The following is a 22,984-nucleotide window of genomic DNA, read 5'->3' as shown; positions in this document are numbered from 1 at the left end:
ACATGCCGTTACCCTGCGGCAACCGGACGGACAAACCTCCACGGAAATACGCGAACAAGTTGAAGAACCGGGCTTTGCACTGGAACTTCTTGTGTTTACGCTGCCTTGTCATACATACTGAGTATCAGGCGAAGTAATGGCGGGCTGCATTTTCGCACGCAAATCGTTGTTTCTTTTGGTGAGGCGTCTGCGGAGATTGACCTGATGGACATGGCTGCCCTGGCATCCGAGTTCCTGCAAGGCTTGGGAATTGCGGTCATCGCCGCGCTGCTTTACGAGCGCGCGGCCCGGCTTGCACTGACATCCTTACAGCGCAGCCTTCTCGTCTCCGCGCTTTTCTCCGTGGGCTCCATCGGGCCTGCCCTCTTCAGCGCACACGCCTCCTCCGGCCTGTCTTTCGACATCGGCAATGTGTTTGTCGTTCTCGCCATGACCTATGGCGGCTGGATTACGCTTGCCATCACCTCGGCTGTCGCGATCCTCGGTCGCATCTGGCTTGGCGGCGCAGGCGTGGCGAGCGGCATTGTCGCCGTCCTGATCTGCAGCCTGGTGAGCCTGGCTTTCGCGCAGATGGTGAAAGGCCGGCGCGTTTCCATGGTCGCGCTCGCCGGCGTCGGCCTTCTGACATCGGTCTCCCTGATTTCGGTTTTCCTCATGCCGTGGGAAACCGCCATGCGCACCTTGGGCGAAGTCGCACCGGTTGCTATTGTGGCCAATGTGATTGCCGCCATCGTGATCGGCCGCATTCTTGAATTGCAGCGCTCGCATTTCGGACCACGACGCTTGAAGGAGGCACCGATGGGGACCACGGATACGGCAACCGGGCTTTTGAACCGGCGTGTCTTCGACAAGCTGGGCCCGGAACTCGCCGCCGCCATGAACTGGGCGGGGCAGCCCTACTCCATGGCGCTCATCGACATCGACGAATTCGATCAGGTGCTTGAGGAACACGGCCACGCGGCCGGCGAGCAGGCCCTGCGCCATGTCGCGTCCGTCGTCCAGTCAGCCGTTCGCCAGACGGACATGGTCGCCAGCTTCGGCGGGCAGGCCATTGCGCTTGTGCTGCCGGCCTATGACGCCGAACGCGCCTTCGGCCTTGCCGAACGCATCCAGACCGCCGTTTCCGATACGCCCTTCAATCTCGACGGGATCGAGATCCCGCTTACCGTGAGCGTCGGCCTGCACACGCCGCTGCCACGCAAGGAGAGCTTCTGGATCGCACTCGGTCAGGCCGACACCGCCCTCAACCGCGCAAAATCCACAGGCCGCAACCGTCTGGAAGTCGCTATTTGATGAAGGCGTCTGCCCGTTTCATGGGCAGCCTGCTCTGACGCGCATCATGGCCGGTGCGAGAACGAAACGCGCCCGCTTGGACAGATAACGGCAACACACTGAAAATTAAGAATAAAGCCAAGGCGAACTGCGACTGGCACGCTTGATGCTTTCAGTATGGCAGGGTCCAGAGGGGACACTGCTGAAAGCGTCGTCAGAACGCTGGAGCGGGCCGTCAGACAGCGCGCGTCTGCCGTGGGACCGGCTGTCTGGCGGCCTTTCGTTTTCCTCAGCTGTTCTCAGCCCGATGGTAGAGAACGATTGATTTGTTCCCTATTTGTTCTTATCATGCGGGGATGCAATACACCCTGCCCCTTGCACCTTTCGACCGGATTGCAAGCCTCCATCAGCGCTTGCTGGCTGTCTTCGGACCGCCCACGGATTTCGTGCGTCTCGACCCGATAAGCCAGATGATTCTGGCGATGCTCAGCGGCAGAACGCACAATGAAACGGCGCTCGGGGTTTTCGCCGCTCTGGTCGAGCATTTCGAAGTGGCGCGGCACAGAGGCTCCTGGCAGCGTCTGGCCGAAGCATCCTCCCACGAACTCGACCCGCTTCTTGAAGGCATCACCCACCCCGAGCGCAAGGCCGAAGCCCTGCCCCGCGCCCTACAGGAAATCGCCAGCCTGCGCGGCGCGCTCGATCTCGGCTTCCTGCATGGCTGGCCGGTGGAGAACGCCCTTGCCTGGCTGGAACGGCTTTACGGCGTCGGCCCCAAGACCAGCGCTGCCACCCTCAACATGAGCACCCTGCGCAGGCGCGTTCTTGTCGTCGACACGGCGCACTGGCGCGCAGCGCGCTGCCTCGGCCTCGTGCCCGAGCAGACGTCGCCCGAGCGTTCGGTCCGCCTTCTCAACCGCCAGCTCCCCAATGGCTGGGAGGCTTCCGACACTGAAGAACACCACATCCTCATGCAGGATCTCGGGCGGACATTTTGCGCCCGCAACCGCAGCGTTTCCTGCCCTTTCACAAATGTCTGCGCCGGCAGTGCCACGCCTCAGCGCACACGCCTTCTGGAAGAATGGCTGCGTGATGCGCCGCCCGCGCACGCCCTGCCGGGCGCAAGCGTGAAGATGAGTCAAATCAGTTCCTTGAAGGAAGATGCTGCGAATTTGAATCAGGGCGCTTCCGGCGCGCCGCCGCCGGTGCAGACCGCGTCGGCATCCGCAGCGTCCTGTTAGTGCGTACCGGAGTTGCGTCATGAAACACAGGTTCGAGATAGAGGCCTTACGCCGCCGCATCGCCCCTCAGGAAAGGCTGACGCCCAACGCCCGCCCCGCGCTTGGACTGGGCGCAGAGGCGCTTGACGCCGCCCTTCCCGCCCACGGTCTCAAGACCGGCGCGCTGCATGAAATCCTCCCGGCCACCCATGGCGATTTCGCCGCCGGCGCGGGCTTCGGCATCTGTTTTCTGGCGCGTCTTCTCCGCCAGCGCCCCGGCCCCATTCTCTGGGCTGTGCCCGCGCATCTGGCAAACAACGAAGGCGCGCTCTACCCGCCCGGCCTGGCAGCCCTCGGGCTTGATCCGAACCGGCTGATCAGGATCGAGGTGCGCAAGCCCATCGACATTTTGTGGGCGCTGGAGGAAGGGCTTTCCCATGCGCCGCTCGCCGCCGTCGCCGGCATCCTGCCCGACAGCGCCCGCGCCTATGATTTCGCCGCCAGCCGCCGCCTTGCCCTGCGCGCCGCACGCCACGGCGTCACCGCCCTCATCCTGCGCGGGCGACAGGCTTCAGCAGAGGGCACGGCGGCCGAGACCCGCTGGTCCGTCGCATCGCTTCCCGCAGCACCCGCCTCGCCCAGCCAATCCTCAGGCCAATCCTCAGGCCAATCATCGGGCCAATCCTCATATTCGGGTGCGCCGCGCTGGCGGCTTGCGCTTCTCAAATCAAGGCAAGGGATGTCCCGCCGTTTCTCAAGCGGCTGGGATGTCGAGTGGGATCATGACACGCTTTCTTTCCGTCTTCCTGCCCCGCTGGCCGATAGAACGCCGGCAGGAGCGACCACAGGGGCAACACCATGGCCACATGACGCCGGGCGCGCCAGCTCCAGATTGCCCCCCGAATGGGCAGAAGCCTCATGAGGACGCGGCGCTGGTGCTCGTCACCACCACGGACAATGGCCAGCGCATCACCGCGTTCAATCAGGCAGCCGGGGCGCTGGGCTTTTCACCCGGCATGGCGCTGGCCGATGCGCGCGCCATCCACCCCGCCCTGCAGGTCGCCCATGCCGACCTTCAGGGCGATGAGCGTGCCCTCATAAGGCTGGCGCTCTGGTGCCAGTGTTTTTCGCCGCTGACGCGTCCCGACTTTCCCGACGGGGTGAGCCTCGACATTGCCGGCTGTGCACATCTCTTCGGCGGCGAGAGCGCCCTCATGGAGATGCTGGCGTCAAAGCTTGGCCGTTTCGGCCTCACCGCACGGCTGGCGCTGGCGCCCACCATCGGTGGCGCCTGGGCGCTTGCCCGCCACGCGCCCGATGATCGCCTTGCCGTCACCCGCTCAACCCTTGCCGGGCACATGGCGCCGCTGCCCGTCTGCGCCCTGCGGCTGGAGGAAGGCACGGTCAAGGCGCTTGAAAAGCTTGGTCTCAAACGCGTCGGCGATCTCATCGGCAAGCCGCGCGCGCCTCTGGCGTCGCGCTTTGGCCCGCTGGCGCTGCGCCGGCTGGACGAGGCGCTTGGCCATGAGGAGGAAAGCTTTCGCCCCCTCAACCCGCCCCATCTGCATGCCGCGCAATGCCGTTTTGCCGAACCAATCGTCACGCAGGAAGCAATCGGGATCGCCATCGGCCGCCTCACGCGCGACCTCTGCGCGCTCCTTGAAAAGGCCGGCAAGGGCGCGCGGCGCGTGGAGCTGCGGCTGTTCCGCGTCGATGGCTGGTTCGAGGCCCTGCCGCTCGCCACCAGCACCCCCACGCGCGATGCAGCACATCTCGCCCGCCTTCTCGGCGAGCGGCTCGACCGCATAGAGGATCGCGCCGGCTTCGGCTTCGAGGCGGCCAGCCTCACCGCCCTTTCCGTGGAAACGCTCGCCATGCGGCAGGAGGATCTGGACGACGACGCCATGACCATGCGCGATGGCGACGACGCCATGACCATGCGTGACGGCGACCTCGCTCCGCTGCTTGACCGGCTGGTCAACCGGTTCGGCGCGCGCAACGTCACCCGCGCCGAGCCCCATGCGAGCTTCCTGCCCGAGCGCGCCGCCCGCGCCGTCTCCGTGCTCAAGCCCGCGCAAAGCCACGACTGGCAGGCCCATGCCCGCTGCATTCAGGATGGCGCGGCCTTTGCCCGCCCCCTCTTCCTCTTTGCCGTTCCGGAGCCTGTCACCACGCTTGCCGGCGTGCCTGATGGGCCGCCCACCCGTTTCGAATGGCGGCGCGTGGCCCACCTTGTGACGCGCGCCGAAGGGCCGGAACGCATTGCGCCTGAATGGTGGCGCGCGCCACTCGGGGCCAGCCGCAAGACACGCGACTATTTCCGCATCGAAGATGAAGCCGGCCGCCGCTTCTGGCTCTTCCGCGACGGGCTTTATGAGCGCGATGAAGAAACCCCGCGCTGGTTCATCCACGGGGTCTTCGCATGAGCGCGCAATCGTCAAACCCCATCCCTCTGACCACCGGTTTAAAGGCCGACACCGCCGGAACGCCCCCCAAAAAGCGCTCCGTGCCACCGGCCCCGCCCTATGTGGAGCTCGGCGTCACCAGCAATTACAGCTTTCTGCGCGGCGGGTCTCATCCCCGCGAGCTGGTTGCCGAAGCCGCCCGGCTTGGCCATGCGGCCATCGGCATTGCCGACCGCAACACGCTGGCTGGCGTCGTGCGCGCCCATGTGGAGGCGAAGGCGCAGAAGATCCGCCTTGTCGTCGGCGCGCGACTGGTCATGCTGGACGATTTCGAAACGCTCTGCTTCCCGACCGACAGGGATGCCTATGGCCGCCTGACGCAGCTTTTGACCGATGGCAACCGCCGCGCGCCGAAAGGCGAGTGCCACCTCCATCTGGGCAATCTGGAACAGCTTGGCGCGGACCAGCGCTTCATCGCCATGCCGCCCTATGATTTCGGTTCTGATTTCGAGGAAAATCTGCGCCGCCTCGCAACCCTCTTCCCCGGCGATGTGTTTCTGGCGCTCACGCCCCACCGGAGGGCCAATGATGGCGCGCGCCAAGAGCGCCTTGCCGCGCTTGCCACGGCCTGCGGCACCCCGCTCATCGCCACCAATGACGTGCTCTACCACACGCCGGCCCGCCGCCCCCTTCAGGATCTCCTCACCTGCATCCGCGCGCACTGCACCATCGACGAAGCCGGTTTCCGGCTGGAACGCAATGCCGAGCGGCACCTGAAAGCGCCTGCGGAGATGGCCCGCCTGCTGCGCGGCCACGAAGACGCCATTGCCCGTTCCGTGGCCCTCATGGATGAATGCCGCTTCTCGCTCGATGAACTGTGCTTCGACTATCCGAAGGAATCGAGCGGTGAGAGCGCCACCCCGCAGGAGGAGCTGGAACGCCTCACCTGGCTTGGCGCAAAAGTCCGTTTCGACGGCGTGGTTCCGCCAAAGGTCGCCGGCATGATTTCCCATGAGCTGAAGCTCATCGGCCAGCTTGGCTACGCCGCCTATTTTCTCACCGTGCACGACATTGTGAACTTCGCCCGCGCACAGACCCCGCCCATCCTGTGCCAGGGGCGCGGCTCGGCGGCCAATTCTGTCGTCTGTTTTTGCCTTGGCGTCACCTCGGTCAATCCCACCGAGATCGACCTTCTGTTCGAGCGCTTCATCTCCGCAGAGCGCGGCGAGCCGCCGGACATCGATGTCGATTTCGAGCATGAGCGGCGCGAAGAGGTGATGCAGTACATCTATGACAAATATGGCCGCCACCGCGCCGGGCTGGCCGCCACCGTCATTTCCTACCGCACGCGCAGCGCCGTGCGCGAGGCCGGCAAGGCCATGGGCCTGTCGCCCGATGTGGTCGCCGCAATGACCGGCCTTGTCTGGGGCCATTCCTCGCGCACGCCTGCCGGCGACCAGGTGCGCGAAGCCGGTCTCGACCCCACCGATCCACGCCTGCGCCAGACCCTCGTTCTCGTCAGCCAGCTGATCGGCTTCCCCCGCCATCTCTCCCAGCATGTGGGCGGCTTCGTGCTCACCCATTCGCCCTTGAGCGAAATCGTGCCCATCGCCAACGCCGCCATGAAGGACCGCACCATGGTGGAATGGGACAAGGACGATCTCGACGCGCTCAACATCCTCAAGGTGGATGTGCTTTCGCTCGGCATGCTCACCTGCCTGCGCAAGGGGTTCGATCTGTTGCGCGATCACTATGGCGAAGAGCGCACGCTGGCCACCGTGCCCCGCGACGACCGCCCCACCTACGCCATGATCCAGCGCGCCGACACGGTTGGCGTCTTCCAGATCGAAAGCCGGGCGCAGATGTCCATGCTGCCGCGCCTGCGACCGGAAAATTTCTATGACCTCGTGATCGAGATCGCCATTGTCCGCCCCGGTCCCATTCAGGGCGACATGGTTCATCCCTATCTGCGCCGCCGCAACAGGGAAGAGAATGTCGATTATCCTTCCGAAGAATTGCGCGCCGTGCTCCAGAAGACCCTCGGCGTGCCGCTCTTTCAGGAACAGGCGATGAAGATCGCCATCGTCGCGGCCGGCTTCTCGCCGGAAAAGGCCGACCGGCTGCGCCGCGCCATGGCCTCCTTCCGCCGCACCGGCACAATCGACCAGTTCCGCGAAGACTTCATCAAGGGCATGCTCGCCAATGGCTATGAACCCGACTTTGCCGAGCGCTGTTTCAACCAGATGAAGGGGTTCAGCGATTACGGTTTTCCCGAAAGCCATTCGGCCAGTTTCGCGCTGCTCGCCTATGCCTCCTCCTGGCTCAAATGCCACTATCCGGATGTCTTTGCCTGCGCACTTTTGAACTCCCAGCCCATGGGGTTTTACTCCGCCTCCTCCATCGTCCGGGATTTCCGCGATCATGGCGGCGAGACACGCCCCGTCGACATCAACCGCAGCGACTGGGACCACACGCTGGAACCGGCCTCGAAAAAGGGCGCGATCCGCCATGCGGTGCGGCTCGGCCTGCGCCAGGTGGATGGCATACGCGAGGCCGCAGCGCTGAAGATCATGGCCACGCGCGGCGTGGGCTTTGCCACCGTGCGCGACCTCTATTTCCGTTCCGGCATCGACATGTTCTCCCTGCGCCGGCTTGCCGAGGCGGACGCCTTCCGCTCACTCGGGCTCGACCGCCGCGCCGCCCTCTGGGAGGTGCGCGGCCTGAGCGGCCATCAGGGCGTGCGTGCGGCAGCCGAGGAACTGCCGCTCTTCGCCAGCACCAAAAGCACGGAAGAAACGCCCCTTCAGGCCGAAGAGAGCGTGGCGCTGCCTGAACTTCTTCCCGGCGAGCAGGTGGTGGAGGATTACGGCACGCTCAGCCTTTCTCTCAAGGCGCATCCCGTTTCCTTCCTGCGCCAGCAACTCAAGGAACGCCGCATCGTGGAAACCCGCGCCCTCGCGGACATCCCGGCAGGGCGCTTCGTGCGCGTTTCGGGCCTCGTTCTGGTGCGCCAGCGCCCCGGCACGGCAAGCGGCGTCATCTTCATGACGCTGGAGGATGAAACCGGCATTGCCAACGTCATCGTCTGGCCGCGCGTCTTCCAGCGCTTTCGCCGCATCGTGTTCGGCGCGCGCATGGTCACCATCGAGGGCATTCTGCAGAAAGAAAGCAATGTCATCCATGTGGTCGCCCGCCGCCTGCTCGACACGACGCCGGAGCTTCTGGCCGCCATGTCCGATCCGGGCGCGGACGCACAGGCGGCGGAAAAGCCCGCGACCGCGCAAAATCTCTGGCGTCACCCGCGCGATGTGCGTGTTCTGCCCAAGGGCCGCAACTTCCATTGATAAGGCCCCGCGCATCCTGCATTGCCAAGCCGCCCGCCGCCCGCTACTCCCGATGGGCAAAACGAACGGGAGGCACGTCATGATCCTTTGTTGCGGCGAAGCGCTGATCGACATGCTGCCGCGCCAGTCGAGCGACGGCGAAGCGGCCTTTGCGCCCTATACCGGCGGCGCGGTCTTCAACAGCGCCATCGCCATTGCCCGCCTTGGCGTGTCCTGTGGCTTCTTCACCGGCCTCTCGGACGATCTCTTCGGTCGGATGCTGCGCGAGAAGCTTGAGGAAAGCCATGTGGATCTTGGCTTTGCGCAGATTTCCAGCCGCCCCACGACACTCGCCTTCGTGACCCTTACCGCCGGTCAGGCCGAATACGCCTTCTATGATGAAAGCACAGCCGGCCGGATGGTCTCGCCCGACGACCTGCCCGCCATCGGCACAGATGTGTCGGCCCTTCTGTTCGGCGGCATCAGCCTCGTGTCAGAGCCCTGTGGCTCGGCCTATGAGGCGCTGATGGCGCGCGAGGCTGCGGGCCGCGTCATCATGCTCGACCCAAACATCCGCCCCGCCTTTATCACCGATGCAAAAAGCCACCGCGCCCGCATTGAGCGCATGCTTGCCCTGTCCGACATCGTGAAAATCTCCACCGACGATCTTGCATGGTTCGGCGAAACGGAAAGCACCGACGCGATCGCCGCGCGCTGGCTGGCGCGCGGGCCCTCCCTCGTCATTGTCACCGATGGCGGCAAGGGCGCGACGGCCTACACGAAATCACAAAAGCAGTTCGTCGCGGCACGGCCCGTCACCGTGGTCGACACGGTCGGCGCCGGCGACACGTTCAACGGCGCGCTTCTGGCGGCCCTTGAGGTGGCTGGGCTTCTGACGAAGGAAAAGATCGCCGCGCTCGGCGCTGGGGAGATTTCAGAAGCAATGACCTTCGCAACCCGCGCCGCCGCCATCACCGTGTCACGCGCCGGCGCAAATCCCCCCTGGAAGGAAGAGCTGACGACGGCCTGACTGGACAGTCAGTTGAAAAAGCCCGGGCCCTGCCTTCCCTTCCCATCAAGGAGCGCCGCAGTTTCGGCCATCCTCCTTCTCCCCGTGTGCGGGGAGAAGGTCCCGGCAGGGGGATGAGGGGCCGCGCAAGCCTCGCCGCACGGCAGCCACCCCCATTCAAAACCTGGCACTGATCACAATTGCAGGTGCCCGCCCCTCATCCTCACCTTCTCCCCGCCAGCGGGGAGAAGGAGGCGTTGACGGCTGCGCCTACACAACAACGGCCCAAAGCAGGATGATTTCAGCCCGCCCCTTCGGCAACGAATGACGGGCTCACAAAGGCTTCCAGCCCCTCGCCGCCCTTCGGCCCATAGGTGAGCGGCGCGCCATCCAGCGTGTGCGCCATGCCGCCTGCCGCACGCAGCACGGCGTCACCGGCCGCCGTGTCCCACTGCATGGTCCGGCCGAAGCGCGGATAGAGATCCGCATCGCCCCGCGCGATCATGCAGAATTTCAGCGACGAACCGATGGAAACCGTCTCGGCATCCGGATGGCGGGCGATGAAGGCGCGGGTTTCGTCGGTACAGTGCGAGCGGCTTGCGACAATTGCAGGCGGTGTCCGGCGCGGCCGCGCCCTGATCGTCCGCCGCTCCTGCGGCTTGCCGCCCACCACCGGAATTTCAAACGCCGAACCCGGACGCGCCGAATAGAGCAGATCGCGCGCCGGCGCATAGACAACACCGGCCACCGGCTCGCCATTGCGGATCAGGCCGATATTGACGGTGAAATCCGGACGCCGCGCAATGAATTCGCGCGTGCCATCGAGCGGATCTACCAAAAGGAAATTGCCATCGCCGCAGGCCGGAATGACGCCACCGGACGCGGCCTCTTCAGAAACGCAGGGCGTTCCCAGCCCCACATTCCGAAACCCGTCGAGGATCACCCTCTCCGCAGCACGGTCGGCTGCCGTTACCGGCGTATCGTCAGCCTTCTGCTCCACCTCGAAGCCCGCCTCGTAGTGCTGCATGATCGCAGCCCCCGCCGCCAGCGCGAGTTCTTCAAACAGCGCCAGAAGCGCCGCGTCGTCCTTCATCATGCCCATGGGCCAGTCAGTCTTTCCACCAGAGCATCGGACCGGAAACCGGCTTTTGGTTGTTCCGATGCCCTTCTTCAATTCAGATCAGCAATGGCCACGTTCCTTGAGCCAGGCCTCGATTTCGTCGACCAGCTCTTCGGGCGCGCGGGCCGTCGTCCCGATGTGGATATCAGCCCTTTCCGGCGTCTCATAGGGGGAATCGACGCCCGTGAAGTTCTGTATCTCGCCATTGAGCGCCTTGGCATAGAGCCCTTTCGGATCACGCCTCGCGCATTCTTCAAAGGGCGTGTCCACGAAGACCTCCACAAACTCGCCCTCGTTCATCAGCTCGCGCGCCATGCGCCGCTCGGCCCTGAAGGGCGAGATGAACGAGACGAGCACGATCAACCCGGCATCCGCCATCAGCTTTGCCGTTTCAGCCACACGGCGGATGTTCTCCACCCGGTCCTCGTCCGTAAAGCCCAGATCCCGGTTCAGCCCGTGGCGAACATTGTCGCCATCCAGAACATAGGTGTGGCGGCCGGCTGCATGCAGTTTCTTTTCCAGAAGGCTGGCAATGGTCGATTTGCCGGAACCCGAGAGCCCGGTGAACCACAGAACCGCCGGTTTCTGGTGCTTCAGCTCCGCGCGTGACTGGCGCGTCACGTCGAGCGCCTGCCAGTGGATGTTCGCTGCGCGCCGCAAAGGCCGCTGGATCATGCCCGCGCCGACCGTCGCATTGGTCAGCCGGTCAATCAGGATGAAAGCGCCCGTGGTGCGGTTATCGCTGAAAGCGTCAAAGGCAATCGGCGCCTGAGCTGAAAAATTGCACAACCCCACCTCGTTCAGATCGAGGCTGGTTGCCGCTTCCTCGGCAAAATTGTTGATGTTCCGTCGATGCTTGAGCTGGCTCACCGTCGCCGAAACCTCATCCGTTTCGGTGCGCAGAATGTAGGAGCGCCCCGGCAGGAGCGGCTTTTCATCGAACCACACAAGCGTCGCGGAGAACTGATCGGCCACATGCGGGCGCGCCTCCGGCGTCACCAGCATGTTGCCGCGCGAAAGCTCCACCTCGTCCTCGAGCAGAAGCGTCACCGCCTGCCCCTCCGAGGCGACCTCCAGATCGCCATCCTGCGTGACGATGCGGCGGATGCGCGTCTGCTTGCCCGACTTGGCGACCGTCACCCGCTCGCCGACGCCGATGCTGCCAGCAGCCACCGTGCCCGAGAAACCGCGAAAATCAAGGTTCGGCCGCGAGACATACTGCACGGGAAAGCGGAACGGCTTTCCCTCCGCCTCGGCCTCGATGTCGACCGTCTCCAGATGCTCCAGCAGCGACGGCCCATCATACCAGGGCGTCTTGCCCGACGAGCGGATGACATTGTCGCCATAGCGCGCCGACATGGGGATCGGCTGGATCGTCGTGAAGCCGAGCTCTTCGGCAAACGCGCGATATTCCGCCGCGATGCGCTCGAACACGGCTTCGTCGAAGCTGACAAGGTCGATTTTGTTCACCGCCAGAACGATGTGGCGAATGCCCAGAAGCGAGGCGATCATCGAGTGTCGGCGCGTCTGCGGCAGAATGCCCTGCCGCGCGTCCACCAGCACGATGGCCACATCCGCAGTGGATGCGCCGGTCGCCATGTTGCGCGTGTACTGCTCATGGCCCGGCGTGTCGGCCACGATGAATTTGCGGCGCGGCGTGGAGAAGAAGCGATAGGCCACATCGATGGTGATGCCCTGCTCGCGTTCGGCCTCCAGCCCGTCGACCAGCAGTGCGAAATCGATCTCGTCGCCAGCCGTGCCGTGCTTGCGGGAATCGTTTTCAAGCGCTGCCAGCTGGTCCTCGAAGATCAGCTTGGTGTCGAACAGGAGACGCCCGATCAGCGTCGACTTGCCGTCATCCACCGAGCCGCAGGTCAGGAACCGCAAAAGCCCCTTGTTCTCCTGCCCGGCCACATAGTCGCGGATATCGACCAGAGCATCATCATCTTCACGCAGAAGCGCTGTGTTGGCGGTCAACATGATCAGAAATACCCCTCGCGCTTCTTCTTTTCCATGGAGCCTGCCTCATCGCGGTCGATCAGACGCCCCTGCCGTTCAGACGTGCGGGCCGTCAGCATCTCGCCGACGATTTCCTCGAGCGTGGCAGCGGTCGACGGGATCGCGCCCGTCAGCGGGTAGCAGCCAAGCGTGCGGAAGCGCACCAGACGCTCCTCCACCTTCTCGCCCGGCTGAAGGCGCATCCGGTCGTCATCGACCATGATGGTCATTCCGCCCCGATCCACCACCGGCCGTCTGGCGGCGAAATAGAGCGGAACGATGGGAATGTTTTCCTGCAGGATGTATTGCCAGATGTCCTGCTCGGTCCAGTTGGAGAGCGGGAAGACACGGATCGATTCACCCTGCGCCACGCGCGTGTTGTAGATTTTCCACATTTCCGGCCGCTGGTTCTTCGGGTCCCAGCCATGGCCTGCGGAGCGGAATGAGAAAATGCGTTCCTTGGCGCGGCTCTTCTCTTCGTCGCGCCGCGCGCCGCCAAAGGCGGCGTCAAACCCGTATTTGTCGAGCGCCTGGCGCAGCGCCACCGTCTTCATCACATGGGTGTGCGTGTTGGAGCCATGATCGAACGGATTGATGCCGTCGCGCACGCCCTCCTCGTTTACATGCACCAGAAGCTCAAAACCCTTTTCGCGCGCCATCCGGTCGCGAAATTCGATCATCTCGCGAAACTTCCAGGTGGTGTCCACATGCAGGAAGGGGAATGGCGGTTTGGCCGGGTAGAACGCCTTCATCGCCAGATGCATCAGCACGGACGAATCCTTGCCGACGGAATAAAGCATCACCGGCTTTGAAAAGGTCGCCGCCACTTCGCGGAAGATGTGGATCGCCTCGGCTTCCAGCCTGTCGAGATGGGTAAGGGCTGCCGGCATGTTTTCGCCTTCGCGTCTTTGTCGCTGCGGCCGGAGCCTTTGCGGCTTCCGGATCCTGCCCTTGGGGTACCATGCGGTTTTCGACCCTCTCAAGGCGCGCACGCCCAACCTCACCCCGGTTTGCGAGGCGCTTTTTGCGTTGTTTCCGGCAAAGGGGAAAAGGCATTTCAGAATGCAAAAAAGGCCCGTTTTCACGGGCCTTTTCGATGTCCTGGAAGCAGTCGTCAGCCTATTCGGCGACGGCGCTGCGGATGGTCTCGATCACGCGATCCTGGTCGCTCTCGGCGAGATAGGGGTGCATCGGCAGGCACAGGATGCGGTGCGGCAGGCTCTCCGAAATGGCGAGACCACCCGGCGCTTTCGCATGCATCTCATAGGCCTTCTGCAGGTGCAGCGGCTTCTCGTAATAGACAACCGAGGGAATGCCCGCCTCACCAAGGCGCTTGCGCACCAGGTCGCGCTTCCCGGTCTCGATGGCATATTGCGCCCAGGCCGAGCGATGGCCCTTCGGCGTCACCGCCACCTTCACCACATCGCCAAGCCCCTCGGCATAGCGTGCGGCAACCTTCTGGCGCGCTTCCATCTCGTCTTCGAGGATCGCCAGCTTCTCGATCAGGATCGCGGCCTGGATCGTGTCGAGGCGTGAATTCAGGCCCACGCGCACATTGTCATACTGGCTTTCGCCCTTGCCGTGGAAGGCGATGGAACGCAGCACATCGGCCAGCTCGTCATCATCGGTGAACATCGCGCCGCCGTCACCATAACAACCCAGCGGCTTGGCCGGGTAGAAGCTGGTGGACGCCACATGGCCGAACGCGCCGCAGCGCTTGTTGTTGAGCGTGCCGCCGATGGACTGGGCGGCGTCCTCGATGATGCGCAGATCTTCACGCGCAGCGATGCCTTCGATGGCTCCGTAGTCGGCAGCCAGACCAAAGAGATCGACCGGGATCACCGCCTTCGGCGTCAGCCGGCCTTCCGCCTTGATGTGATCGATGGCGGCCGTCAGGCTCTTCGGGTCCATATTGTAAGTGTCGGCGTCGATTTCCACGAAAACCGGCTCTGCGCCGGCCAGCGCCACGACTTCGGCCGTCGCTGCAAAGGTGAAGCTCGGGCAGAACACCGCGTCGCCCGGTCCGATGCCATAGGCCATCAGCGGCATGAGCAGGGCGTCGGTGCCATTGGCGCAGGCGATAACGTGCTTGGTGCCCACATAGGCCGCGAGCTGCTCTTCAAGAGCGCTGACTTCCGGCCCGAGAATATAGCGCCCTTCGGCAACAACCTTGTCGATTGCGGTCGCCAGTTTGTCCTTGATGCGCTCACGCTGAGCGCCGAGATCGATAAATTGCATTTGTTGCCCAATCGGTTGCGGGATGATTCCGCGTTATCCCCGTCCGTTGAATAGGGATGCGGCGGGCGCAGTGCAACCAACGCCCCCCTTCAAACTGATGCGCCGGCTGTTACACGAGGTGAACAAGCCGGCATGCAACCGTTTCAGCTCTTGTGTATTTGCGTAGCGTGCGCATTTGTCGCCGCAATTGTGTCTCTGTGTGCCTTCATCCAATTCTAACAAAACTTCAATCAATCATTGCAATGCTAAACGATGACAGAGCATTGTTCATCTTCGAGATTATTCAGGAAGGAAAGTATGGGCGCCCCCTTCAAAGCGTATGACGTTCGCGGCCGTATCCCCGCAGAAATCAATGTTCCCTTCGCCTATCGCTTTTCGCAGGCGCTCAAGCAAAGCCTCAACCCCGGCACGGTCGTTATCGGCCACGACATGCGCATGGATAGCCCGGCGCTGGCCGAAGCGCTGACCCAGGGCCTTCTCGACAGCGGCGTCGCCGTGCGCCCCGTTGGCCGCTGCGGCACGGAAGAGGTCTATTTCCACACCGCCGCAAGCGGCGCGGATGCCGGCCTCATGGTGACCGCCAGCCACAACCCGCCCGATTACAACGGCATCAAGATGGTGCTGAAAGGCGCGTCCGCCGCCACGCCGGACAACGCCTTCAACGCAATCGAAGAGATCATGCGTTCGGATGCGGTGCTTCAGCCGGTTGCCGATTATGCCGCGCGCGGCGCACTGCACGATCCGTGCGACCGCGACGCCTATATCGAACGCCTTCTCAACGAGGTGGCCGGCCAGAACCTGAAACCGATGAAGATCGTCTGCCACGCCGGCAATGGCTGTGCAGGCCCGATCATCGATCTTCTGGAAAAGCATCTGCCCTTCACCTTCATCAAGATCGACCACGAGCCCGATCCGCGCCTGCCCAATGGCGTGCCGAACCCGCTGCTTCCGGAGAAGCGCGAGAAGGCCAGCAGGGCGGTGATCGAGCACGGCGCGGACCTCGCCATCGCCTGGGACGGCGATTTCGACCGCTGCTTCCTCTACGACCACAAGGGCCGTTTCGTGGAAGGCTATTATCTGGTCGGCATGATCGCCCAGTCTCTGCTCGCCAAGAATCCGGGCAGCACCGTTCTCTACGACCCGCGCCTGACCTGGAACACGATCGACGTGGTGGAAAGCGCCGGCGGCGTGGCGAAGGCCTGCCGCACGGGCCATGCCTATTTCAAGCAGATGATGCGCGAGGAGAACGCCATCTATGGCGGCGAGATGAGCGCGCACCACTACTTCCGTGATTTCGCCTATTGCGATTCAGGCATGCTTGCTTGGCTCAACGTGGTGGCGGAGCTTTCGGCCAGCGGCACGACGCTCGCCGAGCGCCTGGAAGAGCGCATCGCGGCCTATCCCTGCTCGGGCGAGATCAACTTCACCGTTTCGGACGCAACCGCGGTACAGGCCCGCATTTCCGATCACTACATGCCGCAGACCCCCGAAATCGAGAGCCAGGATGGCCTCGGCATGGTGTTCGACGACTGGCGCTTCAACCTGCGCGCCTCCAACACCGAACCCCTGCTGCGCCTCAACGTGGAGACCCGCGGCGACAAGGCGCTCCTGAAGGCAAAGGTGGACGAGCTGCGCGGGATGATCGAGCAGGCTGGTTGATCGGAAGAACAATAACGCTTCAGGAAAGCCCGGCTGAAAAGAGCCGGGCTTTTCAGACCTTGGATCTGCGCCATCCTGCGCGGCGCGCCTCGGCTTCCGAACAGAACCACCTCTCCCCGTAGCGCGGCGAGATGACGGTCTGCTCGTAATAGCGTTGCCCCGGCACATGATAGATGCGCTCACCGGTATCGATGCTGACATTGCCCTTGATGTTGCAATTTGCCGACTGCATCAGCGCCTGAACCGGCTCGAGCCGTCCCCGGTCATAGGCGTATCCGGCGCCAACGGCTCCCAGAAGAACCGCGCCGAACAAGACTTTTTTCGTCAAACGCAATCGTTTGGCGCGTCTGAAACGCCGGGACGCGTCAATGACTTCGGGAGTAGGCTTCCACTTGCTCATGGCGCAAAGCTAGCAGTCAAAATTTGACACAGCCCCAAGGCGGCCGAAGCAATTTGTAGAAAATTGCTCACGTTTCAGCTTCAACAAGAGAGATTTCTGGAATTTGGTAGACTGGCTGGGGCGGCAGGATTCGAACCTGCGAATGACGGTACCAAAAACCGTTGCCTTACCACTTGGCGACGCCCCAAGACCGAGCGAAGCGGTGGATAGCAGAAGCGCGGCCCCACGACAAGCAGGCGTTTTCAGCCTTTCTGTGGAGCACGCGCCAGTCGCTGCGTCAGGCGTCAGGCATCAGGCGTCAGGCCACCCACTCTCCCCAGAACCGCGTGACCGTCGCCGGCACATAGCCATCAAGCCCGCTAAAGAGCTGCGCAAGCGCCACCGTGTCGCCCGCCGCCAGGCGCGTCATCACGTGAAGATGCAGCGCCGTTTCCGAACCATCCACCGCCAGATCGGCCACATCGCCCGCCACCAAAGGCGCGCAGAGGTCGCTCACGCCGTTGAGCACCAGCTTCGCCTTCACCGCCGTCGGCACATTCGCGCCATTCTGCTTCCAGCCGATGCTCGCCCCAAAGCGGTAGAGCCCGTCTGCCGGCGCGGTGAACCGGTTTGCGCCCGTGTCGAAGGACATCTGATCGTTCGACAGCGTGTTGTTGATGGCCACGGTCTGCCATGTGTCGGCGGCGACATACTGATCGTAATTGATGAAGCCAAGGAATTTGGCGTTGCCCGGCAGCGACACAAGGCCGGAACCCTCATCGGTGCGAATCGCATCCTTGAAGGCCAGACCATCGGGAGAAACCGCGAGCCGCCAGCCATCGGAACCGAGCAGCCCAAACATCGCGCGCGTCACGAAACCGCTCTGCAACAGGAAGCCCACATCGCCGGCAGGCGCTTCCTTGTTCATCGTGTAGAGCAGGCTGCCCGTTCCCCCTTCGGCAGCGTAGCGGGCCGTCCAGAGCGCCTTGTCCAGCTTTGCAGAAAACGGGTTGGTCGCATCGGCGGTCGTTCCAAGCCCGAACAGCGCTGCATTCTGGATCTCCGCCGCGCTCTCCGGAAATCCGTTGATGGCCTGCCAGCCCACGCCATCAAAGGCGGCAAGACGCGCCTCGTCGATGATCCAGGCCCGCCAGCCGGCAGCCGGCGCAAGCCGCATCCACGCCCCATCGGCGAAATACGCCACCTGCCCTTCCCAGCCCGTCCATGCCCCGGTCGCTGCCGCCGCAACGATGTGGCATTCGCCCTCTTCGGGGCTGACCGGCGGTGCGGAGAGGTCGCGGTCACGCACAGCGAGCTGCACCAGCCCGTCCAGAAGACGAATGGCTTCGTTGTGCGTCACGTGTTTCTGCGCCTGCGACGGCATGATGTAGGGAAGCTTGAGATTTGCGGTCTGTTCCATCTTGGCCCGTTCCTTTTGATCGGGGAAAGTCTAGGAGCGGCAGAGGGCGCGGGGAGAAAACGGTGCCGTTCATCGCGCCCTCTCCCCGGCAAAGGGCGCATGAGTGCGCACGATTGGCCTGCTTGAACGAGGCGCGGCGGGGAGAAAAACAACCGTGGAGGTAGTCCCCTCTCCCCATGGACGGGGCAAATCCCTTGATGGCGCTCTTGCCTACACCCCGCGTCAACGTTTCCAATCTAAAGTCGGGGCATCCTTGGCGAAGGTTCCCGGCATTGCACTGTTCGAAGGCATCCGGCGGCCTGCGGCACAGGCCACAGTATTTTGCAGTCAGGTGGAAACAGCTGACATCCGCATAAATGCGGAAAAACAGACAGATAGAGCGTCGGACTGAAAAGTTGATTCCGGCTTTCGGCCTGATGCTCCGTCAAAATTCTGGATCGTCCTTTGCGCGCCCGAAGGGGTGCGCGGCGATCCAGAGGTTCAGAACCAGAACGGCGGGGGTAGGCTCATGTTGGTACCGGTGATCATGGCGGGTGGAATGGGAACGCGGCTCTGGCCGGTTTCGCGCGAGCACTACCCCAAGCAGTTCTGCGCCCTGGTGGGCGACAGCACCATGCTGCAACAGACAATGCGCCGGCTGGACGGGCTGGGCGCAGCCACGCCCCTCACCGTCTGCAATGAAGAGCACCGCTTTCTGGCGGCCGAACAGCTTCGGCAGGCCGGCGTCGAAAATGCGCCGATCCTGCTTGAGCCTGTCGGCCGCAACACCGCGCCCGCGATCACGCTCGCAGCCCTTCAGGCGACGGCGAATGGCGCTGACCCGCTGCTTCTCGTCATGCCCGCAGATCACCTGATCCAGAACGTGCTCGCCTTCCATGAGGGGCTCTCAAGGGCAAAAGCGCTTGCCGAGGAAGGCTGGCTCGTCACTTTCGGTATCGTGCCCACCTGCCCCGAAACCGGCTTTGGCTACATCCGCCGTGGCAAGAAGATCGGCGACAGCGGCTTTGCGGTGGCCAGCTTCGAGGAAAAACCGGATCTCGAAACGGCCAAGGCCTATCTCAAGGAAGGCGCATGCGACTGGAACAGCGGCATGTTCCTGTTCCGCGCCAGTGTCTATCTGGACGCCATGCACAAACATGCGCCCGCCATTCTGGAGGCCTGCCGCGCCGCCATGGCCGGCGTGGAAAGCGATGCCTATTTTTTGCGTCCCGAGCGCACGGCCTTCGAGGCATGCCCCTCCGATTCCATCGACTATGCCCTTATGGAGAAGACCGACCGCGCGGCCGTGGTCCCGCTCGACGCCGGCTGGAACGACATCGGCTCATGGTCGGCCATCTGGGAGGCGCAGGACCGGGACGCGGATGGCAATGCGCTCATCGGCGATGTTCTGCAGGTCGCGTCCAAAAACTCCATTGTCTCCGCGCAGAAGCGCCTCGTCGCCATCGTCGGCGTTGAGGATCTCGTGGTCGTTGAAACGGCTGATGCCGTCCTCGTGGCCAAACGTGATGCCGTACAGCACGTCAAGGAGATCGTCTCGCAGCTGAAATCCGCCGACCGCACCGAGCATGTGGACCATCGCCGGGTCTATCGTCCGTGGGGCGATTACGATTCCATCGATTTCGGCAACCGCTACCAGGTGAAGCGCATCACGGTGAAGCCCGGTGCAAAACTCTCCGTGCAGAAACACCACCACCGGGCGGAACACTGGGTGGTCGTCCGCGGCACGGCGCGGGTTCTGAAGGGCGAAGACACGATCATGCTCACCGAGAACCAGTCCACCTACATTCCGCTTGGCGAGATCCACGCGCTGGAAAACCCCGGCAAGATCCCGCTGGAGCTGATTGAGGTGCAGTCCGGCTCCTATCTGGGCGAAGACGACATCGTGCGTCTGGAGGACCGTTACGGCCGCGTATAACGCGGCCGCGACGTCAGATCATCAAGGCCTTTCAGCCCGATCCGCATCGGTCAGGCGCGAGGTTCCCCGCGCCAGGAACAGCCCCACGATCAGAAAGACCATGAAGACCGTGTCAAGAATGTCATGGCCGAACATGACGTTCACGCTGCCACCTCCGGCATAGACCGCTGCAAGCATGAGCAGCATCGCGCCGCCGAGGCGGGCGAGCGGGTCCTCTTTGTTCCCGAGGCTCTTTATCGCATAGACGGTGATCACCGCGAACATCGCGATCACCGCACAGCCCGCCACAATGCCACCCTCGATAAAGATGGTCATGAAGCCGTTGTGAAAATGGGTGAACCCAACCTCAATGCCGAAATCCCGCAGCACATGTTCCTTGATGAGCGCCGAGGTGTTCTGCATCCCGTGGCCGAGAATCGGGCTCTCGGCAAAGAGCCGAACACCGCTTTCCCAGAGCGCCACCCGCAGTCCGATTGAGGTGTTGTAATCCCCTCCGGCCATAAGCCTGTCGACGTTCTGCCAAAGGGCATCGAAACGGCTGACAATCAGGCCGGAAGTCAAGACCAGCAACAGCAAGGCTACGCCCAGCAGCGCAAGCACATGCCCTCTCAGAACCGTAAAGACGCGCGCGCGGAAAATGAACAATTGCAGGAAAGCGAGCACAATCATCACAAGCCAGACAGAACGGGACTCTGAAAGCAGTACGGCTCCAAAAGCAGCCGCGAAAGCGAGCAGGAGAAAGAGAGCCTTCTTGCTGTCAAGGATGAGCCCCCCTGCCAGACAGGTGAGCCCCGCCAGACAAGCCACATCCGCAAACACAAGTGCGTTGCCTGCACCACCCTCGGCACGCAGTCCCAGAAACTCAGACTGTACGAAGGCAAAAATCAATGCTCCGAAACTTGCAATGACCGATCCCAGGAGTGCGGCCTGCGCCACGTCTTCCCGGTCGGCGATTGTCCAGATCGAGTAGGAAAAGGGAAACAAAGCGAAGGTCGCAAGCGGCAGGAGCTTGTAGACACTCTGCCACGAAGGATCATTGATGAGGAAGGCGACAAGGTTCGCGGCCACATAAAGCAGCATCAGCATGGCGATCCAGCGCATCGCGCTGTCGGGGCTCAGTCGCCGCCGTCCCGTAACCACCTCGAAAACACACCACAGCGCACCGCCGTGCCAGACCACACTTGTTGCAGAACCAACAACCGGCGGCATTGAGAAACAGGCAAGCGTGAAGAGCCTGTTGATATTACGATACTGCATCAGCGGTTCCGTCCGGCAAGCTTCTTTTCCCAGCTCAGCGCATGCGTCACGATCTGGCGCAGATCGTCATACCTTGGTTCCCAGGAAAGCTCCCTCCGGCACCGCTCTGCCTCCGCAACGATGGCAACCGCATCACCGGGCCTGCGATCGCCGATGCGCACGTCGAAATCGGTCTGCGCCACCTCTTTAACCGCCTCAATCACCTCAAGAACGGAATAACCGTTTCCGTAGCCGCAATTGGCCACGAGGCTACCACCACCCGAACGCATGCGACGGAGCGCCAGGTAATGCGCATTCACCAGATCGGAGACATGAATGTAATCACGTACGCAGGTGCCGTCCGGCGTTTCATAGTCCGTGCCGAAAACTTCCATATGGCCGCGTTTGCCTGTCACGGTCTCGCAGGCAACCTTGATCAGATGCGTTGCGCCCTTGGTCGACTGCCCAGTGCGCAATTGCGGATCAGCACCGGAGACATTGAAATAGCGGAGCGCCGTATAGTCGAAATTGTGCACAGCCGCACAGTCCCGCAGCATGAGCTCCGTCATCATTTTGGAGGTGCCATAGGGTGACTCAGGCCGCAACTCGGCATCTTCGCCCACCGGAAAACGCGCCGGGCTGCCATAGACCGCAGCCGTGGAAGAAAAGATGAAATGAGGAACCCCGCAGCGAACCGCGCTCTCGATCAGGCTGCGGGATTTGACTGTGTTGTTGAGATAATAGCCAAGCGGGTCGGATACGGATTCCGGCACGATGATCGAGCCCGCAAAGTGAATGATCGCATCCACATCATGCTTGCGGATCAGCTCCTCTACCAAGGTCTGGTCAGCGATGTCGCCCACCGCCAGCGTGGCCGCTTCGGGAACCGCCCAGTCGAAACCCGTGCTCAGCCGGTCGAGAACGACCACGTCTTCGCCATGGTCCAGAAGCTCCCAGACCATATGGCTGCCGATATAACCGGCGCCGCCGGTAACCAACACGCTCATACTCTTCCCCTCAAAAAAAATCGGGCCAGACATCCCCTTCTGGCCCGATCTCCGTTCCGCTTGAAAGCGGCGATTCGATGACCGCTTAGTGTCTGGAAACACCCAGGCCGCGCAGCAGCGCCCATGCAGCCGGCATGAAGCAGGCAGCCAGCGCCACCTTGATCAGGTCCGGCATGATGAACGGCGCAACGCCGAACTGCCAGGCATTCTCAGCGCCGATCAGGCCTGCAAGCCATGCAAAGCCGAGCACCATCAGAGCTGCCTCCGCCACCAGCATCGCGCCGGCAAGCTTAAGCGGATTGCGGTCCCAGCCGCGGTCTGCCGCCCAGCCGGCAATCGCCGCCATGGCGACAAAGCCCAGAAGGTAACCGCCCGTCGGTCCCATCATGTATGCAAGGCCAATGCCCTTTTCCGGCGTACCCTGGAAAACCGGCAGCCCCATCGCGCCTTCAGCCATGTAGAGAAGCAGCGTCGCAACACCGAGGCGCATGCCGAAGGTTGCGCCGATCAGAAGAACAGCCAGCGTCTGCAGCGAAAGATCCACCGGGCCAAGCACAACGCGCGTCTTTGCCGACAGCGCCAGCAGGAGCGTTGCGCCCACGGCGAGGAAGAGCTGGGTGGTCAGGCGTCGTGCTGCATTGTCGGGCAGCGACTGCGACACGAGGGATCTGGATGCGATAGCGAGCGACATGGCGTCTCCGTTCATGCTTTATGCGAGTTGTTCCGCTTTCCTTCTCCTATAAGCGGTTCCATGATATGCGGCAACCTGAATGCGCTTTTCAG

General features: G+C 63.0%; 17 protein-coding genes and 1 tRNA gene. 8 read left to right on the top strand and 10 right to left on the bottom strand.

From position 1 onward, the window contains the following. Window positions 1–204 precede the first annotated feature (204 nt). The 6 genes from NDI72_RS00835 to NDI72_RS00810 all read left to right on the top strand — a co-directional run bounded on the left by NDI72_RS00835 (window position 205) and on the right by NDI72_RS00810 (window position 9,250). Complete coding sequence (locus NDI72_RS00835; protein ID WP_283799288.1) at window positions 205–1,293, top strand: GGDEF domain-containing protein; 1,089 nt, start codon at window positions 205–207, stop codon at window positions 1,291–1,293. A gap of 335 nt (window positions 1,294–1,628) precedes the next feature. Next, the gene (locus NDI72_RS00830) at window positions 1,629–2,513 is read left to right on the top strand and encodes an endonuclease III domain-containing protein (RefSeq protein ID WP_283799286.1); all 885 of its coding nucleotides are present in this window, start codon (window positions 1,629–1,631) and stop codon (window positions 2,511–2,513) included. A gap of 19 nt (window positions 2,514–2,532) precedes the next feature. Continuing rightward, window positions 2,533–3,414: an ImuA family protein gene (locus NDI72_RS00825; protein WP_283799284.1), complete on the top strand. Its 882-nt coding sequence runs from the start codon at window positions 2,533–2,535 to the stop codon at window positions 3,412–3,414. Between the two features lie 13 nt (window positions 3,415–3,427). Next, on the top strand, window positions 3,428–4,918 hold the full coding sequence (locus NDI72_RS00820; protein ID WP_283799282.1) for a Y-family DNA polymerase: 1,491 nt from the start codon (window positions 3,428–3,430) through the stop codon (window positions 4,916–4,918). Further along, window positions 4,915–8,241, top strand: a complete 3,327-nt coding sequence (locus NDI72_RS00815; RefSeq protein ID WP_283799281.1) for an error-prone DNA polymerase — start codon at window positions 4,915–4,917, stop codon at window positions 8,239–8,241. Before NDI72_RS00820 ends, NDI72_RS00815 begins: the two co-directional genes overlap by 4 nt. Before the next feature lie 79 nt (window positions 8,242–8,320). Continuing rightward, on the top strand, window positions 8,321–9,250 hold the full coding sequence (locus tag NDI72_RS00810; protein WP_283799280.1) for a carbohydrate kinase family protein: 930 nt from the start codon (window positions 8,321–8,323) through the stop codon (window positions 9,248–9,250). A gap of 280 nt (window positions 9,251–9,530) precedes the next feature. Here NDI72_RS00810 and cysQ read toward each other — a convergent pair whose 3' ends face one another. From cysQ to NDI72_RS00790, 4 genes are all read right to left on the bottom strand, one after another. Then, window positions 9,531–10,331 carry a 3'(2'),5'-bisphosphate nucleotidase CysQ gene (cysQ, locus tag NDI72_RS00805; protein ID WP_283799279.1) on the bottom strand — a complete coding sequence of 267 codons (801 nt, stop codon included), beginning with the start codon at window positions 10,329–10,331 and terminating at the stop codon, window positions 9,531–9,533. Window positions 10,332–10,409: 78 nt separating this feature from the next. Further along, entirely contained in the window at window positions 10,410–12,329 is a 1,920-nt protein-coding gene (gene cysN / locus NDI72_RS00800) for a sulfate adenylyltransferase subunit CysN (RefSeq protein ID WP_283799278.1), read from the bottom strand. A gap of 2 nt (window positions 12,330–12,331) precedes the next feature. Continuing rightward, window positions 12,332–13,291 carry a sulfate adenylyltransferase subunit CysD gene (gene cysD / locus NDI72_RS00795; RefSeq protein ID WP_283799448.1) on the bottom strand — a complete coding sequence of 320 codons (960 nt, stop codon included), beginning with the start codon at window positions 13,289–13,291 and terminating at the stop codon, window positions 12,332–12,334. A gap of 175 nt (window positions 13,292–13,466) precedes the next feature. Next, on the bottom strand, window positions 13,467–14,585 hold the full coding sequence (locus NDI72_RS00790; protein WP_206545875.1) for a DegT/DnrJ/EryC1/StrS family aminotransferase: 1,119 nt from the start codon (window positions 14,583–14,585) through the stop codon (window positions 13,467–13,469). A gap of 297 nt (window positions 14,586–14,882) precedes the next feature. On the opposite strand from NDI72_RS00790, the gene NDI72_RS00785 reads away from it, so the two are divergent. After that, a complete protein-coding gene (locus tag NDI72_RS00785) occupies window positions 14,883–16,244 on the top strand; it encodes a phosphohexomutase domain-containing protein (protein ID WP_206547270.1) in 1,362 nt (453 codons plus the stop codon). A 52-nt stretch (window positions 16,245–16,296) separates the two neighbouring features. Here NDI72_RS00785 and NDI72_RS00780 read toward each other — a convergent pair whose 3' ends face one another. From NDI72_RS00780 to NDI72_RS00770, 3 genes are all read right to left on the bottom strand, one after another. Then, a complete protein-coding gene (locus NDI72_RS00780) occupies window positions 16,297–16,557 on the bottom strand; it encodes a sunset domain-containing protein (RefSeq protein ID WP_222473849.1) in 261 nt (86 codons plus the stop codon). A gap of 199 nt (window positions 16,558–16,756) precedes the next feature. Beyond that, a tRNA-Gln gene (locus NDI72_RS00775) sits at window positions 16,757–16,831 on the bottom strand. A 111-nt stretch (window positions 16,832–16,942) separates the two neighbouring features. Beyond that, on the bottom strand, window positions 16,943–18,043 hold the full coding sequence (locus NDI72_RS00770; protein ID WP_283799277.1) for a DUF2793 domain-containing protein: 1,101 nt from the start codon (window positions 18,041–18,043) through the stop codon (window positions 16,943–16,945). Between the two features lie 508 nt (window positions 18,044–18,551). Between NDI72_RS00770 and NDI72_RS00765 the strand changes: the two genes are divergently transcribed. Beyond that, entirely contained in the window at window positions 18,552–19,958 is a 1,407-nt protein-coding gene (locus tag NDI72_RS00765) for a mannose-1-phosphate guanylyltransferase/mannose-6-phosphate isomerase (protein WP_283799276.1), read from the top strand. A gap of 21 nt (window positions 19,959–19,979) precedes the next feature. Here the strand turns inward: NDI72_RS00765 and NDI72_RS00760 are convergent, their stop codons facing one another. From NDI72_RS00760 to NDI72_RS00750, 3 genes are all read right to left on the bottom strand, one after another. Continuing rightward, window positions 19,980–21,059 carry an O-antigen ligase family protein gene (locus tag NDI72_RS00760; protein ID WP_113156221.1) on the bottom strand — a complete coding sequence of 360 codons (1,080 nt, stop codon included), beginning with the start codon at window positions 21,057–21,059 and terminating at the stop codon, window positions 19,980–19,982. Between the two features lie 155 nt (window positions 21,060–21,214). Then, on the bottom strand, window positions 21,215–22,201 hold the full coding sequence (gene galE / locus NDI72_RS00755) for a UDP-glucose 4-epimerase GalE (RefSeq protein WP_113154555.1): 987 nt from the start codon (window positions 22,199–22,201) through the stop codon (window positions 21,215–21,217). A gap of 85 nt (window positions 22,202–22,286) precedes the next feature. Further along, a complete protein-coding gene (locus NDI72_RS00750) occupies window positions 22,287–22,892 on the bottom strand; it encodes a biotin transporter BioY (RefSeq protein ID WP_113156220.1) in 606 nt (201 codons plus the stop codon). Between the last annotated feature and the right edge of the window lie 92 nt (window positions 22,893–22,984).

Origin of the sequence: Nitratireductor sp. GZWM139, assembly GCF_030068685.1 — a bacterium.
GTDB classification, from domain to species: Bacteria; Pseudomonadota; Alphaproteobacteria; order Rhizobiales; family Rhizobiaceae; genus Nitratireductor; species Nitratireductor aquimarinus.
The sequence above is the reverse complement of the archived record's forward strand: the minus strand, read 5'-3'. Positions and strand labels throughout refer to the sequence as shown.

Coding starts and splice junctions, on each gene's coding strand:
- NDI72_RS00830 (WP_283799286.1), top strand. CDS start 1,629: ATGCAATACACCCTGCCCCTTGCACCTTTCGACCGGATTGCAAGCCTC.
- NDI72_RS00790 (WP_206545875.1), bottom strand. CDS start 14,585: ATGCAATTTATCGATCTCGGCGCTCAGCGTGAGCGCATCAAGGACAAA.
- galE (WP_113154555.1), bottom strand. CDS start 22,201: ATGAGCGTGTTGGTTACCGGCGGCGCCGGTTATATCGGCAGCCATATG.
- NDI72_RS00760 (WP_113156221.1), bottom strand. CDS start 21,059: ATGCGCTGGATCGCCATGCTGATGCTGCTTTATGTGGCCGCGAACCTT.
- NDI72_RS00825 (WP_283799284.1), top strand. CDS start 2,533: ATGAAACACAGGTTCGAGATAGAGGCCTTACGCCGCCGCATCGCCCCT.
- NDI72_RS00770 (WP_283799277.1), bottom strand. CDS start 18,043: ATGGAACAGACCGCAAATCTCAAGCTTCCCTACATCATGCCGTCGCAG.
- NDI72_RS00835 (WP_283799288.1), top strand. CDS start 205: ATGGACATGGCTGCCCTGGCATCCGAGTTCCTGCAAGGCTTGGGAATT.
- NDI72_RS00765 (WP_283799276.1), top strand. CDS start 18,552: ATGTTGGTACCGGTGATCATGGCGGGTGGAATGGGAACGCGGCTCTGG.
- NDI72_RS00785 (WP_206547270.1), top strand. CDS start 14,883: ATGGGCGCCCCCTTCAAAGCGTATGACGTTCGCGGCCGTATCCCCGCA.
- NDI72_RS00810 (WP_283799280.1), top strand. CDS start 8,321: ATGATCCTTTGTTGCGGCGAAGCGCTGATCGACATGCTGCCGCGCCAG.
- cysQ (WP_283799279.1), bottom strand. CDS start 10,331: ATGGGCATGATGAAGGACGACGCGGCGCTTCTGGCGCTGTTTGAAGAA.
- NDI72_RS00750 (WP_113156220.1), bottom strand. CDS start 22,892: ATGTCGCTCGCTATCGCATCCAGATCCCTCGTGTCGCAGTCGCTGCCC.
- cysN (WP_283799278.1), bottom strand. CDS start 12,329: ATGTTGACCGCCAACACAGCGCTTCTGCGTGAAGATGATGATGCTCTG.
- NDI72_RS00815 (WP_283799281.1), top strand. CDS start 4,915: ATGAGCGCGCAATCGTCAAACCCCATCCCTCTGACCACCGGTTTAAAG.